Source organism: Tolypothrix bouteillei VB521301 (assembly GCF_000760695.4).
In the GTDB taxonomy this organism is placed as follows: domain Bacteria; phylum Cyanobacteriota; class Cyanobacteriia; order Cyanobacteriales; family Nostocaceae; genus Scytonema; species Scytonema bouteillei_A.
The window spans coordinates 313,522-328,645 of sequence record NZ_JHEG04000002.1 but is presented as its reverse complement, the minus strand read 5'-3'; the positions used below and the strand labels follow the sequence as shown (position 1 = coordinate 328,645).

General features: G+C 41.5%; 14 protein-coding genes. 5 read left to right on the top strand and 9 right to left on the bottom strand.

Annotated elements, in window-relative coordinates:
- Positions 1–54: 54 nt before the first annotated feature.
- The 5 genes from HC643_RS40175 to HC643_RS40155 form a co-directional block, all read right to left on the bottom strand.
- On the bottom strand, positions 55–321 hold the full coding sequence (locus HC643_RS40175; protein WP_038079466.1) for an NIL domain-containing protein: 267 nt from the start codon (positions 319–321) through the stop codon (positions 55–57).
- Between the two features lie 17 nt (positions 322–338).
- Positions 339–1,229 (bottom strand): sulfate ABC transporter permease subunit CysW, encoded by an 891-nt coding sequence (cysW, locus tag HC643_RS40170; RefSeq protein ID WP_038079452.1) that lies wholly within the window; start codon positions 1,227–1,229, stop codon positions 339–341.
- Positions 1,216–2,106 carry a sulfate ABC transporter permease subunit CysT gene (cysT, locus tag HC643_RS40165; protein ID WP_038079456.1) on the bottom strand — a complete coding sequence of 297 codons (891 nt, stop codon included), beginning with the start codon at positions 2,104–2,106 and terminating at the stop codon, positions 1,216–1,218. The genes cysW and cysT overlap by 14 nt, the downstream gene beginning before the upstream one ends.
- Positions 2,107–2,182: 76 nt before the next feature.
- Positions 2,183–3,337 carry a sulfate ABC transporter substrate-binding protein gene (locus HC643_RS40160; RefSeq protein ID WP_038079458.1) on the bottom strand — a complete coding sequence of 385 codons (1,155 nt, stop codon included), beginning with the start codon at positions 3,335–3,337 and terminating at the stop codon, positions 2,183–2,185.
- Between the two features lie 170 nt (positions 3,338–3,507).
- Complete coding sequence (locus tag HC643_RS40155) at positions 3,508–4,281, bottom strand: class II glutamine amidotransferase (RefSeq protein WP_038079459.1); 774 nt, start codon at positions 4,279–4,281, stop codon at positions 3,508–3,510.
- 294 nt (positions 4,282–4,575) lie between these two features.
- Here HC643_RS40155 and HC643_RS40150 point away from each other — a divergent pair, with 294 nt between their 5' ends.
- The gene (locus tag HC643_RS40150; RefSeq protein WP_038079460.1) at positions 4,576–5,694 is read left to right on the top strand and encodes a sulfate ABC transporter substrate-binding protein; all 1,119 of its coding nucleotides are present in this window, start codon (positions 4,576–4,578) and stop codon (positions 5,692–5,694) included.
- A 374-nt stretch (positions 5,695–6,068) separates the two neighbouring features.
- On the opposite strand, the gene HC643_RS40145 is transcribed toward HC643_RS40150, so the two are convergent.
- Entirely contained in the window at positions 6,069–7,088 is a 1,020-nt protein-coding gene (locus tag HC643_RS40145) for a FecR family protein (RefSeq protein WP_336604417.1), read from the bottom strand.
- A 404-nt stretch (positions 7,089–7,492) separates the two neighbouring features.
- Positions 7,493–7,972 carry a Spy/CpxP family protein refolding chaperone gene (locus tag HC643_RS40140; RefSeq protein ID WP_038077766.1) on the bottom strand — a complete coding sequence of 160 codons (480 nt, stop codon included), beginning with the start codon at positions 7,970–7,972 and terminating at the stop codon, positions 7,493–7,495.
- Between the two features lie 376 nt (positions 7,973–8,348).
- Between HC643_RS40140 and HC643_RS40135 the strand changes: the two genes are divergently transcribed.
- The 4 genes from HC643_RS40135 to HC643_RS40120 all read left to right on the top strand — a co-directional run bounded on the left by HC643_RS40135 (position 8,349) and on the right by HC643_RS40120 (position 12,884).
- Complete coding sequence (locus tag HC643_RS40135) at positions 8,349–8,732, top strand: nitrogen regulation protein NR(II) (protein WP_167844887.1); 384 nt, start codon at positions 8,349–8,351, stop codon at positions 8,730–8,732.
- Positions 8,699–10,822 (top strand): EAL domain-containing protein, encoded by a 2,124-nt coding sequence (locus HC643_RS40130; protein ID WP_336604419.1) that lies wholly within the window; start codon positions 8,699–8,701, stop codon positions 10,820–10,822. Before HC643_RS40135 ends, HC643_RS40130 begins: the two co-directional genes overlap by 34 nt.
- Before the next feature lie 152 nt (positions 10,823–10,974).
- Positions 10,975–12,189 (top strand): sensor histidine kinase, encoded by a 1,215-nt coding sequence (locus HC643_RS40125; RefSeq protein ID WP_038077702.1) that lies wholly within the window; start codon positions 10,975–10,977, stop codon positions 12,187–12,189.
- A gap of 32 nt (positions 12,190–12,221) precedes the next feature.
- Positions 12,222–12,884: a response regulator gene (locus HC643_RS40120; protein ID WP_038077704.1), complete on the top strand. Its 663-nt coding sequence runs from the start codon at positions 12,222–12,224 to the stop codon at positions 12,882–12,884.
- On the opposite strand, the gene HC643_RS40115 is transcribed toward HC643_RS40120, so the two are convergent.
- Entirely contained in the window at positions 12,877–13,302 is a 426-nt protein-coding gene (locus tag HC643_RS40115; RefSeq protein ID WP_038077707.1) for a nucleoside deaminase, read from the bottom strand. The genes HC643_RS40120 and HC643_RS40115 overlap by 8 nt on opposite strands.
- Before the next feature lie 175 nt (positions 13,303–13,477).
- Positions 13,478–15,109, bottom strand: coding sequence for a DHA2 family efflux MFS transporter permease subunit (locus HC643_RS40110; RefSeq protein WP_038077709.1), 1,632 nt, complete (start codon positions 15,107–15,109; stop codon positions 13,478–13,480).
- Positions 15,110–15,124: the final 15 nt, after the last annotated feature.

The window sequence follows — 15,124 nt, the reverse complement described above, 5'->3', positions numbered from 1 at the left end:
TATGAATGCTGAAATCTTTTATACATTCATAATTCATAATTTATAATTCATAATTCATAATTCCCCTGTATTGATGTCGTGCCAAATTTCCAAATCTAAATCGTTGATGTAGATTAAAGCACTCTCGATTTGTTCGCTACTTCCTTGTAAATCTAAGTCAAACCAACCATCACCAATACCATTAGATCCGAGCATTGCGGCAGTGATATTCACTGTTAAACCGTAGTTGGATACCAAGCGAGAAATGACGGGTTCCTGATGAAATTCTCTAGGTATTCTCAGTCGAATTCGTTTGTGTGTCAGCTGATTTTCTGCAACCATAATTGTCATCTTTGCAATTAATGTTTTGAGCTATGTTTGATACCCGTTTTCCGTTCTAAAATCTCCTTCACGACTAAGGTCACGACTGCTAGCAAGGCTAACAACACGGCGGCTGAAAAAGCTGCTTCAGTTTCATATTGTTTGTAAGCATCTTCTACATAGAGAGGTAAGCTTTGCGTTTTTTTAGCAATGTTACCGGAGACTACCGAAACAGCACCAAATTCACCCATTGCTCGCGCATTTGTCAAAAGTAAGCCGTAAAGTAAACCCCAACGGATGTTTGGTAGGGTAACACGCCAAAATATCTGCCAATCTTTGGCACCAAGTGTTCTAGCAGCTTCTTCTTGATCGCTACCCAACTCTTCTAAAACGGGAATCACTTCTCTTGCGACAAAGGGTAAACTCACAAAGGCTGTGGCGAGTACCATACCAGGAAAGGCAAAAACAACTTTGATATCGTTGCTTTCTAAAATCTGACCAAACCACCCATTTCGCCCGTACAGCAGCACTATCATTAATCCCGCAACTACAGGTGAAATAGAAAAGGGTAGGTCAATCAGGCTGAGAACGAAAGCGCGACCGGGAAATCTATGGCGTGCGATCGCCCAAGCAGCACACAAACCAAATACGGTATTCACAGGTACGGAAATGACGGCTAGAGCGATCGTCAACCAAGCGGCATGAGTAAACTCCGGACGCGTGAGGTTAGAGAAAAACGTTCCCACACCGCTTTTAAAAGCTTGGACAAAAACGTTGAGTGCGGGGACATAGATGATTAAAGCTAGATAACCAACAGCGATCGCAATCAATATAGCAGGAGCAAAACTTTTTGGTTTGACCTGCTTTGAAGTGCTCGATTCGCTTGTTGTTGAGTGAAAGTGAGGCTGTGGAAATTCATCTTGCGTCATATCTTCTTCCCCAAGCTTGTATAAGATTAATTCCCAGCAACATCACCAAAGAGATGATTAATAACACCATGCCGATAACTGTTGCACCCGAATAGTCATACTGCTCCAATCGTTGGAAAATGAGCACGGGCGCAATCAAATCCTTAAAAGGAGTGTTAGAAGCAATAATGACAGTTGAACCATATTCCCCAACAGCGCGGGAGAAACCTAATGCAACGCCCGTCAAAATAGAGGGAAATAACGGAGGTAGAATCACCTTCAAAAAAGTCTGTAATTGAGAAGCACCCAAACTCCAAGCAGCTTCTTCAATTTCCTTCTCCATTTCGAGCAGTACGGGCTGCACTGTTCTCACAATAAAGGGAAGGGAGATGAATATCATGGCTATCCCTACACCCAGACGAGTAAAGGATACCTTGATTCCTAAAGGTACGAGTAACGAACCAATCCAACCATTCTCACTGTAGACTGTCGTTAAAGTTAAACCAGCCACTGCTGTTGGCAATGCAAAAGGTAAATCTATAGTGGCATCAAGCAAGCGTTTCAAAGGGAAATCGTATCGAACAAAGACCCAAGCAATGAGAGTTCCAAAAACCCCATTGATGAGCCCAGCAAACAATGAGGTAACAAAAGTTACTTCGTAAGTGGCCAAAGCAATAGGACTGGTCGCAATTTCCCAAAATCGGGCTGGAGGTTCAGTACTTGCTTTTGCAAACATTGCAAGGACTGGTAGAAACAACATCACACTTAAATAGGCAATGGTAATTCGCCAAGTCCAAGGCAAGTTGTAGAGATGCTGTAGATACCTTTTCCAAATGGGAGGCTGTTGGCGAACAGTTCTCCTAGTAGAAGAAGTTGATGGAGGAGATGAAATAGACATAATTAAAATTGCTAATAGCTAATGGCTGATGGCTAATGGCTAATAGCTATTAGCTAATAGCTATTAGCATAAATTCCTATTTTGCTTTTCCTTGAATTTGGTCAAAGATTGCGCCATCTGCAAAGAACTTTTTCTGGATGGAGTCCCAACCACCGTAGTCTTGCACTGTGCCTAGATTTTGAACTTTGGGATACTTGTCTGAAATAGCTTTATTCTGAGCAACTGTTTCATTGACAGAGCGGAATCCAACTTTGGCAAACTCTTCCTGAGCTTCCGGTTCATACAAGAATTTCACAAAAGCTTCTGCGACTTCACGGGTTCCGTGTTTATCAACGTTCTTATCTACGACTGCAATTGGATTATCGATGGATATATTGACGTCGGGAATAATGTAATTGACTTTCTCTCCCTTCTGCTGTGCCAGGATAATTTCGTTCTCGTAGTTGATCAGGGCGTCTCCTTGACCTTGCTTGAAAAAGGCGTCTGTCGCTTCCCGAGCATCTTTTGTTAGAACGGGCACGTTACTGTAGACTTTTTTCACAAACTCGATCGCCTTATCTTCTCCCGCTCCACTCTTGATAGCTGAATTCCATAATGTGAGGAAGTTCCAGCGTGCAATACCGGAGGTTTTGGGGTCAGCAGTGATGAGCTTAACACCGTCTTTTGCTAAATCTGCCCAAGTTTTAATACCTTTGGGGTTTCCTTCACGAGTCACTAAAGCAGCAACTGATTTGGAAACGATACCATTGTTAGGGACTTCTTTCTCCCATCCAGGCTGAATCAACCCAGCTTTTTCAATTCTTCCCACATCCAAGCCAAGTGCCAAGTGAACGACGTCAGCTTCCAAACCATCAATTACAGCACGGGTTTGAGATCCCGAACCGCCATAGCTTTGATTGAAGGTAATATTTTGGTTGTGCTCTTTCTTCCACTTTTCTACAAATTTTGGAATAATAGCTTCATGAGCTGCTTTTGTTACGGCAAAGGAAACAAGGGTAATTTCTGCATCTTGTTTGTTTGCCGCTACAGGGTTAGCTGTGGTATCCGTTCCGGTGCTATTTCCAGAAGAACTGTTTGTATTGCCACCAGAACAAGCAGCGATCGCAACACTTAAACTGATTCCTACTAAAAAGAGTGATAAAAAGCTTTTTAAAGACTTAAGCTTAAATTTATCGGTTATTTGCAAAAATGATTGCCCTGCTTGTCTTAGGACAGTCTGCCACAAACTCATACTCTCGCCCCCGAAGTTATACGGTTAGTTAGTTAGCTAACCGTATTTAGTGTTCATTGTGAGAGATAATACATGGCATATGCTAAAAAAGCAAGAGTAAAACTGCACTTTATCGCTCAAGAAAGTGGTGTTTTTACCAGCGATCGAGGAAAAAGAGAGCTTGTAGGTGTTTATCGGTAGCTCATGGGTAAACCATCCTGAAATGCTAACAGTTCTCCCGGTTGAATTGTTGTCCAAACTTCATTATCCGTTAAGGGGGTAGTGGCAATGACAGCAACGCGATCGCTTGGAGTTGTTAATTCGCTAAAATCTACAGTTAAGTCCTCATCAATCAAATGGGCAGCAGCAAAAGGCGCTTGACGCACAATGTAGCTAAGTTTGGTTGAACAATAGGCAAACAAATGCTCTCCATCCGATAACAAGTAATTAAATATACCTTGCTTGGCGATAGAATGAGTGATTTCTCTGAGAACTAAATAAAATTTTTCTATAGGTGGTTTGCTATGAGGAAAAGAGGCTCGCAACTTATCTAAGATCAGGCAGAAAGCTTTTTCGCTATCGGTGTTACCAACAGGTTGATAAAACTCCAAATCCTGGGGATGAAAATCGCGCAGATCTCCATTGTGAGCAAATACCCAATACCTTCCCCACATTTCTCGCCGGAAAGGGTGGCAATTTTCTAAAGAAATTTCACCTTGGGTCGCTTTGCGAATGTGGGCTATGACGTGTTTGGAATGGATGGGAAAGCACCGCACCAAGTCCGCAATAGGAGAAGCAATGGAAGGTTTGGCATCTAAGAAAAGCCGACATCCCTTTCCTTCAAAAAAGGCGATACCCCAACCATCCCGATGGTCATCAGTTTTTCCTCCCCTTGCGGCGAAGCCCTCAAACGAAAAACAAATATCAGTAGGTACGTTGCAGTTCATTCCTAGCAGCTGACACATGGCTGTTGAAATCCTGAACTCTAAGGAAACGACTCTGGGATCAAGATACTTTAGAAGCTCTACACTATTCTGACACTATTGTTTCAATCTGTATGGAATTAGGGGCTTAGGGTTCAGGGGTTAGTGATTTTGGATTGGGAATAAAGATAAATTATTCTTCCTTATCCCCCGTGTCTCCCCTGTCCCCAAAAATGACTTGCTTTCGATACGGATTTTATGGGATTGTTATTTTCATCAGTAAACCTGTTATTCCATAGAAATACCGTAGTTTAAACCTATAAGGAATCACCGATCGTGAAGATATCCCTGAGAAATGTCCCTTCATCCTTATTACAACAGTGGAAAAAATTTTCTACCCGCACCCGCACTTTCACAATCGCTGTAGGTTTCACTGTCAGCGCAGCAGTACCTGTTTATGCAGGTATAACCTTGCACAAACCTCCTACAAATACTAAAACTCAACTGATAAGCCAAAATCCCAAAACAGTTGAATTGACTTTAGTCTCTTATGCCGTGACTAAAGAGGCATACTCTAAAATCATTCCCCTATTTACGCAAAAGTGGAAGAAAGAGCGCAATCAAGAAGTTATTTTTCGAGAAAGTTATGGTGGCTCTGGTTCTCAAGCACGAGCTGTCATAGATGGTTTGGAGGCGGATGTTGTAGCACTCGCTTTGGGGCTGGATGTAGATAAAATCCAGAAAGCAGGGCTTATTGCACCCGGTTGGGAAAAAGAGGTTCCCAACAATGGGATTGTGACCCGTTCTGCAGTTGTGCTTGTCACCCGTCCGGGAAATCCTAAAAAAATTCGTGATTGGAACGATTTGGTTAAACCGGGAGTGACGGTCATCACCGCCAATCCTAAAACCTCTGGAGGTGCTCGTTGGAACTTTTTAGGGCTTTGGGGCTCCGTCATGAAGACAGGTGGAAATGAAGCAAAAGCACGCGATTATGTTGCTAAAGTTTACAAAAATGTCCCCGTATTACCTAAGGACGCACGAGAAGCAAGTGATACTTTTTACAAGCGCAATCAAGGGGATGTGTTGTTAAATTATGAGAATGAGGAAATTTTGGCAAAGATAAAAGGAGAATCTAACTTTCCTTCCATACTGCCTCAAGTCAATGTTTCGATTGATAGCCCAGTGGCTGTGGTGGACAAGGTTGTAGACAAGCGGGGTACTCGCCAAGTAGCAGAAGCTTTTGTTAAGTTCCTTTATACACCAGAAGCACAACGGCAATTTGCAAAAGTCGGTTTTCGCCCTGTGAATGCTGCTGCAGCTAAAGAAAATCAAAAGCAGTTTCCTCCAATAAGCAAGCTTTATACTGTCAAAGACTTTGGCGGTTGGGATGCAATTCAGAAGAAGTTTTTTGATGATAAGGCAGTTTTTGACCAGATTCAGGGAGGGAGGTTTTAATGGCTAATGGTGAGTCCAGTCCTGCAGGCGGGTTTCCCGCCGTAGGGAACTGGCGAACCCGAAGGGCTGATGGCTAATTGCTAATGGCTAATGGCTAATGGTGAGTCCAGGGAAAGCAGGCGGGTTTCCCGCCGTAGGGGACTGGCGAACCCGAAGGGCGAACCCGAAGGGCTGATGGCTAATGGCTAATGGCTAATGGCTGATGGTTAATAGTAAGTAGTTTGAATCAATTAAGTGTAAAAAGTTTCTACACTTGTAGTTGCGATGGATATGAATACAGCGCAACTACAAGAATTTGAAATTTTTTTAAGTTGAACGTAGAGGAAGGGTGGGGGGTGAAGTCTGTCGAACGCACGTGAATTTATGCAACTTCCTTAATTTTTTTCTGAATTATTGTTACTGGGGTTGTTATTACCGTGGTTGCCGTTATTTGAATTATTGTTGCCGTGGTTGCCGTTATTTGAATTATTGTTGCCGTGGTTGCCTTTGCCAGGAGAACTATTAGGTTTAACACGGTCATCTTCAACAGGATTTGAAAACACTTGTCCTGTATTTAGCAGGTTCTCGACCGGAAAATGTTCTCTCATTCCACTGTTGTGAATGCGATCGCTCTGATGAGTCGAGGTGTCACCAGAGGAAGTCGCTGACCTAAAAATAGGTAAGTTTTCTATCACACCTACACCTACCAATGGCTGTTGTGTTGCGACTGCTTCTGCTGTTTCCGCTTGAACGCTAGCCAGTCCCGGATCTGAATGAGATACACCCGTTGTGCGAGCTAAATCCAACCCCCGAACCAAATGGCTTGTTTCGTAAAAAGTCCTTAAGTCAAAATCGTATAAACCTTGAAATTTGTCTTTAACTACAACTATAAGTTGTCCGGCAGCTAGCTTTTGATTTTGAGACGCATTCTTGTTTTGAACTTGAATACCGCTATTTGTTAATGCACCCACAATTGTGGTGTCTGTTTGTGGATCGTAACGTACAAACAGCGCGGAACCGCGAATTGCGGCTGCAGCATTTGGTGTATTTACCCTTGTTTGTCCTTGTCCGGGTGGAATCAGCAACAACACAGTTCCGTTTGAAAGTCTTAAATTTCGAGTTTTCGGTAAGAACCGGAATACAGTCTGTTGGCCAATTCGCGCTATAGAACCGTCATTGAAACGCAATTCTGCTAAAGAAGCTTTACCAGTGGACAAGCCGTCTCCAGGAATCATAGAATCCAACTTGCGTGCTTGACGTTGCGGCTTGTTTTGTGGGACGAGTTGCACTAGGTTCCTCAGTTCCTCGATAACAGCCAGTGTCAGGGGAGTGACAGCCCTTGCCTTTTGTGGTAAGGGTAAAACAACACTTCCCGATAAACTTATGACTAGCAGTAGCAACAACTTACGGAACATAGTTTGCAGCCTCGCTCATTTGTTATTGGTCATTTGTTATTGATAGGCATTTTAGGTAGATTAATATTTTGTAAGATAGTGCTATTTATTTCTACCAACCTGCATTTTGTATCTCTCAACTTTTATTTGCGCCTTAAGTCAAATTATCTTTTAGTTGCTTTAAACAAAGCTTCAGAGCAATTACGGTTTTTTCCTTGAAGAAATATAAAAGTAAGAAGTAGCTTCAACAGAGAGCGGACAACTTCAATCTGTATAAAATTTTACATTTATTCTGCTTGCTGCCTTTATACTGTTTGGGCTTTCATCTACGAGCAATATTGTTAAATACGAAAAGACGCGCCGTGGCGCGTCTTTATAATGTGTTAGTTGTTAGCTCTATAGCTTCAACCACTATCTATTAACTACTATTGCTGATTTTGTCGGTATTGTTGAATGCGATCGCGCCTTTGTTTTTTGTATTCATCGAGCTGTGCTTTCTGTTCGTCTGTCAGAATAGCTTCCATTTTAGTTCTCTGCGCTCGCTTAACTTCACGGATTTGAGTTTTCTGCTCGTCGGAGAGATTTAAAGAATTCATAACACTTCTCCAACCACCACGCTTACCATCTCGGTTTTCCATGGCGTTCTTGAGTCGTGCTCGTTGTTCTTCAGTCAGAATTTTGTCTATTTCTTCACGCGTATTGCGACGAATCTCCTGAAGTTGGGTTTTTTGTGCGTCTGTTAGTCCCAATTTTGCCCACGGACCTTTACCCTTCATGTCTCTGGGTTGTTCCTGAGCAACAACGAAAGGTGAGGATGAGAGCGTTTCTGCGTTGACTGCCCAAGAAGTAGCAGTTAAAGTTAGAGCGATGGCTCCTGCGATAAGTGATAAGTGCTTGATTTTCATCTCTTTAGTTGTCTCCTGGATTTCTCTCACCTGCTGGTACTAGCATAAAATCTTACTTATAGGGGTTACATGAGGAGAAAGTCATGAGTCTATCCATGACTTTAGTCATAGTCAGCATCTTTCTTGCCTTTGACTGTTCTAAAAAAGCAACTTTACAGTAGCTATATCGATGTAACTCATTTGTGCGTTAACCTGTATTTTATTGTTTTGTCAATACGTATATTCTCAGATTTTTTATTTTTAAATAATTTTTTTTCAGTATTTATCCTGACTGTTACAAAATGATAGCGTATTTCCGCAATTAGGCTTAAAATATAACTGGATTACACGGACAATACATTCAAATTAAACGCTTATAATTTATAAAAAAGATTTTATGAAAACTCTCGCGGAAAATCTCTTAATTCCCAATCATACAGAATATTTGATAGTTTCTCAAAACTTAATTATTTTAGAGACTTCTCCAGGTGCTCAAAGATTTGCAGAATCCCCCGGTCATGCAGTTCCCGGAAAAGATATTCGAGATAGTTTTCCTGAGTTAATAGGATATGAAAATTACATCTTTGATATTTTTCAAGGGAGCCAAGAGAGATTTGAATTAAGGGGGATTGCTCGTAGAAAAGATATTTTTTCACCTTTTTATGTTGATTTGTTCATCAATTTTATTGAAAAAGGTTATGTTATTCTTTTAGAAGATGCAACAGAAAGGATGGTTTTTGAAAAAACATCCTTCAAAAAGTTTATGAAAATTATTTCTTAGTTAACTATCTGTTAAATGCTTTAGCAGTTGCTTTCACCTATATTGACAATTTACTGACAGCGATTAGCGATGTTCTTTTAATAACAAATGATTCAGAACAAATTGTGATGGTAAATCAATCAGCACTGCAAATTTTAGAATACGGTAAAGAAGACTTAATTTTAAAACCCATTTCAATCATTCTTAAGGAAATAAATTTTTTATATCAAAATTGTAAAATAAATTCCGATCTGCCCTTAAAGTCTTTTAAAGATTGCGAAGTTATTTGTTATAGCAAGACGGGAAAAGAGTTAATTATCTCTTTTTCTAAAATTTCAACTAAAATAGAAGGCTTAGAACATTTTCTTTATATTGGTCGAGATATGACCGAACGCAAACGTTTGGAAAAAGCACTCTATGAAGAAAAAGAACTCGCTCAAGTAACGCTTCAATCTATTGGAGACGCCGTCATTAACACTGATATTAATGGTAAAATAAATTACATGAATCCTGTTGCAGAGCAAATGACTCGTTGGTCGCTTGCGGATGCTCAAGGAAAAGCTTTGACTGAAATTTTAAAGATTATTAACGAAACAACTCGAGAAACTGTAGAAAATCCAGTTGAAAAAGCTTTGAGTTCGGGTTCCATTGTGAATCTTACTAGGAGAGATACTATCCTGATTGCGCGTGATGGAAGCGAGGTTCCTATTGATGATTCTGCAGCACCAATTCGCGATCGCGATGGTCAAATTATTGGCGCAGTGATGGTATTTCAGGACGTTTCCCAAAAACGCAGTATGGCACACCAACTTTCTTGGCAAGCCACTCACGATCCCTTAACCGGATTGTTTAACCGACGGGAATTTGAGCGCCGCTTGGAACTCGCTCTAACCATTGGCAAAACACAAAATCAGCAACACGCCGTATGTTATTTGGATTTAGATAGATTTAAAATTGTCAACGACACCTGCGGACACCTTGCAGGTGATGAACTGTTGCGCCAAGTGACGGCTCTGTTTCAGAATCAAATCCGCGCCTCAGATACCTTAGCACGTTTGGGGGGAGATGAATTTATTATCCTCCTAGAGTGTTGTCCTCTAGAACCAGCATTGCGAATTGCCAATACAATATTGCAGCGCGTTCAAGAATTCCGTTTTCTTTGGCAAGATAAAGTATTTAATATTGGTGTCAGTATCGGATTAGTTCCAATTGATGCTGACACCCAAAATATGGGTACTGTCATGAGTATGGCTGATGCAGCATGCTACCTAGCAAAACACAACGGGCGCAACCGCGTGCATCTCTACCAAGCTGACGATAGCGAAATGGAAAAAGCACAAGGCGAAATGCAGTGGGGAGTGCGAATTGCTCAAGCCCTAGAAGAAAACCGTTTTTGCCTTTACTACCAAAAGATTGTTCCCACCACCCTTCATGAGTCTAGAGAAGAACATTGTGAGGTTTTACTACGCTTGATTGACGAACAGGGAAGTTTAGTCTCGCCCATGGCTTTTATCCCTGCAGCTGAACGTTACAATCTTATGCCACTTATCGATCGCTGGGTAATCCGCAATCTTTTTACTCACCTCAGACAGCACAAAAGAGAACAATTAAACGAGTATGCTCAATCGAGAACTAAGCGTAGCAGTTTGTATGCGATTAACATCTCCGGTGCAAGCATTAACGATGACCAATTTATGGGCTTTGTGCGCGAACAGTTAGAACTGCACCAGATTCCACCACAAATTCTGTGCTTTGAAATTACTGAAACTGTCGCCATTGCAAACTTAACGAAAGCAGTCAGTTTCATCCGATCCTTAAGAGAATTAGGTTGTCGTTTTGCTTTAGACGATTTTGGAAGTGGTATGTCTTCATTCTGCTATCTTAAAAATTTGCCAATAGATTATCTTAAAATAGATGGAACTTTTGTCAGGCATATCGTTGAAGAACCCATTGACATGGCAATGGTAGAAGCCATCAATCAAATTGGACATGTTATGGGCATTCAAACCATCGCTGAGTTCGTTGAAAATGAAGATATTCTTAAAAAACTTAAAGCCATTGGAGTAGATTATGCACAGGGTTATGGAATAGCACGCCCGCACCCTTTTTAAGAATAACTTTAGATTTCAGATGGGGAATTCGCTGATGAACAACTAACAACCCACAACTCATACAGATTTGAAAAAAGGATGCGACAGGTAGTTGGGTAAAATTAAGTTACTGACACGATTCTTTTTCAATCCCAAATATAAATAGTATAACTATGAACCGTTCAATTCAGTTCAAAAATCATCCTTTTCGATTTTTGCTTTATTTGGAGTGGGTTTTGCTGCTATTCGCTGTTTTTACAGCTGTTATGCCATTTCCTGTCTATCGTTACCCCAAGCAATTTCCAGAACTGACAATTTGCAGTTTAATTATCTTTGGCTTAATGGGATTATATCTACCCACAGGTCATAAATTCACAAAAATACTTTATACATCTATAGAAATTTGCTTAATTTTAATTATTGGTTTTTTTAGTGGAAGAACGGCTCGGCTTTTTCCCTTTCCTTACCTCATTTTCGTGACTCGTAGTTGTTTGATTTTTCAACTACCCGGTCGTTTGATCAGTGCAAGTCTATCATTTATCTTATTTTTACTGACATTCAGACGTCGGTTAGAGCGGATAGCAGTGTCACCAATGGCGCAGGAGCGCTTTTGGTTTTTTACTTTAAGTTTTGTACTTGTCTTCGGGTTAATTCTTGTTTTTATTTTGCTATTGATGAATGCAGTTTTGTCAGAACGACAAAGTCGAGAAAAACTGGCGATTGCGAATGAAAAACTCCGTCAGTATGCGTTACGAATTGAAAACCAAGCTACTTTAGAAGAACGCAACCGTATTGCTCGTGAAATACACGATTCTTTGGGACACTCTCTTACAGCTTTAAACTTGCAATTGGAAACAGCTTTAAAGCTATGGCAATCTAACCCGGAAAAGGCAAAAACTTTTTTAGCAAGGGCAAAGGAATTGGGAAGTAGCGCTTTACAAGATGTGCGTCAATCAGTTTCTACTATGCGTTCTCATCCTTTACAAGAACAATCCTTGGAACAAGCTATTTTAGGGCTAGTAGAAAATCTTCAACGTTCTACGAGTATTACCCCTATTTGTCACATCCAATTGCCCTATTCTGTTCCTATTGAAATGAGTACACCTATTTATCGAATTATTCAAGAATCATTGACAAATATTTACAAACACGCAAAAGCAACAGAAGTTAAACTGGAACTAATTGCGACCGATAACAGTCTACAGCTCAAGATTCAAGATAACGGGTTGGGGTTTGATTTGACGCAAAATACCACAGGATTCGGATTAAAAAGTATGCGCGATCGCACTTTGGCATTGGGAGGTCATTTTCATATTCAATCTGCTCCTGGTAGCGGTTGTACTATTACAGTAACAATTATGAATTATGAATTTTCAAAATCTTCATAACTCATAATTCATAATTTATAATTCATAATTCTATGATTAAAGTTTTACTAGCAGATGACCAAAATTTAATCCGCCAAGGATTAAAGGCATTGTTGGAATTAGAAGAAGATTTAGAAATTGTGGGAGAGGCAGAAAACGGTGAAGTGGCACTATGCTTAATAGAAGAATTACATCCAGATGTAGTCCTGATGGATATTAGAATGCCAATTATGGATGGAGTTGCAGCTACAAGAGAAATAAAAAATCGTTTTACTCAAGTCAAAGTTTTAGTACTTACAACATTTGACGATGATGAATATGTGAAAGCAGCATTGCAAAATGGAGCAACGGGTTATTTACTGAAAGATACTCCCTCTGAGGAACTTGCTTTTGCTATTCGTGCCGTTCACAAAGGTTATACTCAATTAGGACCTGGGATCGTTAAAAAACTTCTCTCTCAAGTTCCTCCGGTGAATACAACCCAACCTTTACCATCTGGCTTGGTTGAACTGACTCCCAGAGAAAAAGAGGTTTTGCGGTTAATTGCGACTGGTGCTAGTAACCGAGAGATTGCTCAACAACTTTTCATCTCAGAAGGAACTGTCAAGAACCACGTCACCAATATTTTAAACCGATTGAATTTACGCGATCGCACTCAAGCAGCCATTTGTGCTAATTCGTTTTTACCCTATCTCAACCACGAAACAACTAACTAAACAACTTGATACATTCCTCCCTTAAAATACCTTTTGTGACCTGAATTTGTCTAAAGCTCTTAGCAATGACTTCTTCACAAGATATATTAATCTGAGATTGATTGGCCGAGATTAAATCTTCAATAGACGCGCCATAAATAATTTGCGAGACACCAGCCCATACACAAGCAGTGGCACACATCGGGCAAGGTTCACCTGTTGTATAAATGGTATAACCTTCTAGAGAAGGGTTTTTAAGACTAGCAGTTAATTTTCGTATAACATTAATCTCTGCGTGTGCAGAAGGATCGCTGTCTTGCTTCACAGTATTGTAAGCCTTTGCAATAACTCGGTCGTCTTTTACAGCGATCGCTCCATAGGGCGCATCACCCTTTTTTGCTTCCTCTAAAGCCAACCGCATCAAATCTTCTTTGTTCATAAAACCTCATTAATGGTGTTAAACTCGGACGAAAATTTTTAGTTCTGAAACGGGTCTTCTTTTATATCATGCATGATTGGCGGGTTTTTTAGCCAAAGGGTTGCGATGCTACAAACCAGCCAACGGGCGAGGACGGCTGTCCCACAAGAAAGATAATTTATTTCTTGGAAATCCTTTAATGAGCGTTGGGTACTTGAGATCGAGCTCCTCCCTTTCCGAGAAACAGCAGTAATGGTAGCGAGCAGAGAAAGACAATACCAACAAAGCGAAAAATATCTGCATAGGAGAGAACAGCTGCTTGAGTATTAACCAATTGGGAGAGCGAGGCGAGCGCTTGTTGTTGTGCGGTTGCTGCATCCGCACCTCGACTCTGAAACAGTTGTGTCAGAGCATTGAGCCTCTCACTCGTCTGTGAATCATAAGGCGTTAAGTTTGTTAACAACATTGCTCGGTGAAAAGCTTCTCTTTGAGCCAGTAACGTCGTTAGAATGGCAATGCCAATACTACCGCCCAATTGACGGGTTAAATTATAGAAACCCGATCCAGCCGATACATCTTGTTTGGGAATAGAACCTAGTGTTGCCAAACTCAAGGGCAAAAACATCAAAACGGTGGTTGCGCCCCGCAAAATTAGAGGTAAGAACAAGTCGTCAGTTCCGGTTTGAGGCGTGATTTTTGCCAAATCGAACATGACTGCTGTAGTTCCAACGGCTCCTAGCCCAATTAGAATGCGGGCATCTACCTTAGACGATATTTTGCCCAGTAAAATCATCATGATGGCAGAAGCTAAAGCACCCGGAGCAAGTAACCATCCAGTTTGTGTTGCTGAAAAACCCAGTACACCTTGAGCAAATAATGGTACGGCAAATAAGGCTCCGTAGAGTCCCATACCCAAAATACCGGAGTAAAGGCTACCGGCTGCTAGGGATTTATATCGCAAGACTCGCAAGTCAACGGCTGGTGATTTCGCGCTGAGTTCCCGCCAGATAAACAGAACGAGCCCCACGACCGCCGCGATCGCCAGTGTCGTAATGAAACTCGATTCAAACCAGTCGTCTCTTTCTCCTTCTTCCAAAAACGCCTGCAGACTGCCTACTGTAATACACAGTAATATAATTCCTGCCCAGTCTACTGTCTTCTGACTTCGGGTGCGTTGCGTTGAATCAGGTCTGAGGAAGGCGATCGCCATCATCGTGGCGACAATACCTACAGGCAAATTAATAAAGAAAATCCAGCGCCAGCCTAAGGTATCGGTTAGATAACCGCCCAAAGTCGGACCGATGGCTGGTCCCGCAATGACCCCAACCCCAAACACAGATTGTGCCATCCCCTGTTCTGCTGGAGGAAAAGTCTCAAACAGAATTGCTTGCGCTTTCGCTAGGAGTCCACCTCCGCATAAGCCTTGAATAATTCGCGCCACCACCAGCATCGGCAGATTAATCGATAGACCGCAGATCGCGGAGGCAATTGTGAACCCAACCATAGAAAAGATGAAGTAGGTTTTCTTTCCGAAGAAGTCTCCCAACCAAGCGGAAAGGGGAATCAGGACAACGTTGGCGATCGCATAACCCGTGACAACCCAACCAATCTCGGTCACGGTTGCTCCTAAAGTTGCTTGCATATCCGTCAAAGCAACGTTCACAATGCTGGTATCAATAACTTCTAGAATGGCTCCTAGGGAAGCCGTTAGGGCGATCGCCCACTTGAGCGATCCTTGGACATACCCGGCTGTATCATAAGTGGATTGTGACGATGGTTTCGAGCGCTTGGAATGCGATCGTTCCGGTTCACGAGCGGTGCTTGACATCGTAGATGATGAGTA

Excerpts from the sequence above, each read along its gene's own strand:
- HC643_RS40155 (WP_038079459.1), bottom strand. The coding sequence starts at position 4,281 with ATGTGTCAGCTGCTAGGAATGAACTGCAACGTACCTACTGATATTTGT.
- cysT (WP_038079456.1), bottom strand. The coding sequence starts at position 2,106 with ATGTCTATTTCATCTCCTCCATCAACTTCTTCTACTAGGAGAACTGTT.
- HC643_RS40120 (WP_038077704.1), top strand. The coding sequence starts at position 12,222 with ATGATTAAAGTTTTACTAGCAGATGACCAAAATTTAATCCGCCAAGGA.
- HC643_RS40135 (WP_167844887.1), top strand. The coding sequence starts at position 8,349 with ATGAAAACTCTCGCGGAAAATCTCTTAATTCCCAATCATACAGAATAT.
- HC643_RS40110 (WP_038077709.1), bottom strand. The coding sequence starts at position 15,109 with ATGTCAAGCACCGCTCGTGAACCGGAACGATCGCATTCCAAGCGCTCG.
- HC643_RS40140 (WP_038077766.1), bottom strand. The coding sequence starts at position 7,972 with ATGAAAATCAAGCACTTATCACTTATCGCAGGAGCCATCGCTCTAACT.
- HC643_RS40160 (WP_038079458.1), bottom strand. The coding sequence starts at position 3,337 with ATGAGTTTGTGGCAGACTGTCCTAAGACAAGCAGGGCAATCATTTTTG.
- HC643_RS40145 (WP_336604417.1), bottom strand. The coding sequence starts at position 7,088 with ATGTTCCGTAAGTTGTTGCTACTGCTAGTCATAAGTTTATCGGGAAGT.
- cysW (WP_038079452.1), bottom strand. The coding sequence starts at position 1,229 with ATGACGCAAGATGAATTTCCACAGCCTCACTTTCACTCAACAACAAGC.
- HC643_RS40175 (WP_038079466.1), bottom strand. The coding sequence starts at position 321 with ATGGTTGCAGAAAATCAGCTGACACACAAACGAATTCGACTGAGAATA.
- HC643_RS40125 (WP_038077702.1), top strand. The coding sequence starts at position 10,975 with ATGAACCGTTCAATTCAGTTCAAAAATCATCCTTTTCGATTTTTGCTT.
- HC643_RS40115 (WP_038077707.1), bottom strand. The coding sequence starts at position 13,302 with ATGAACAAAGAAGATTTGATGCGGTTGGCTTTAGAGGAAGCAAAAAAG.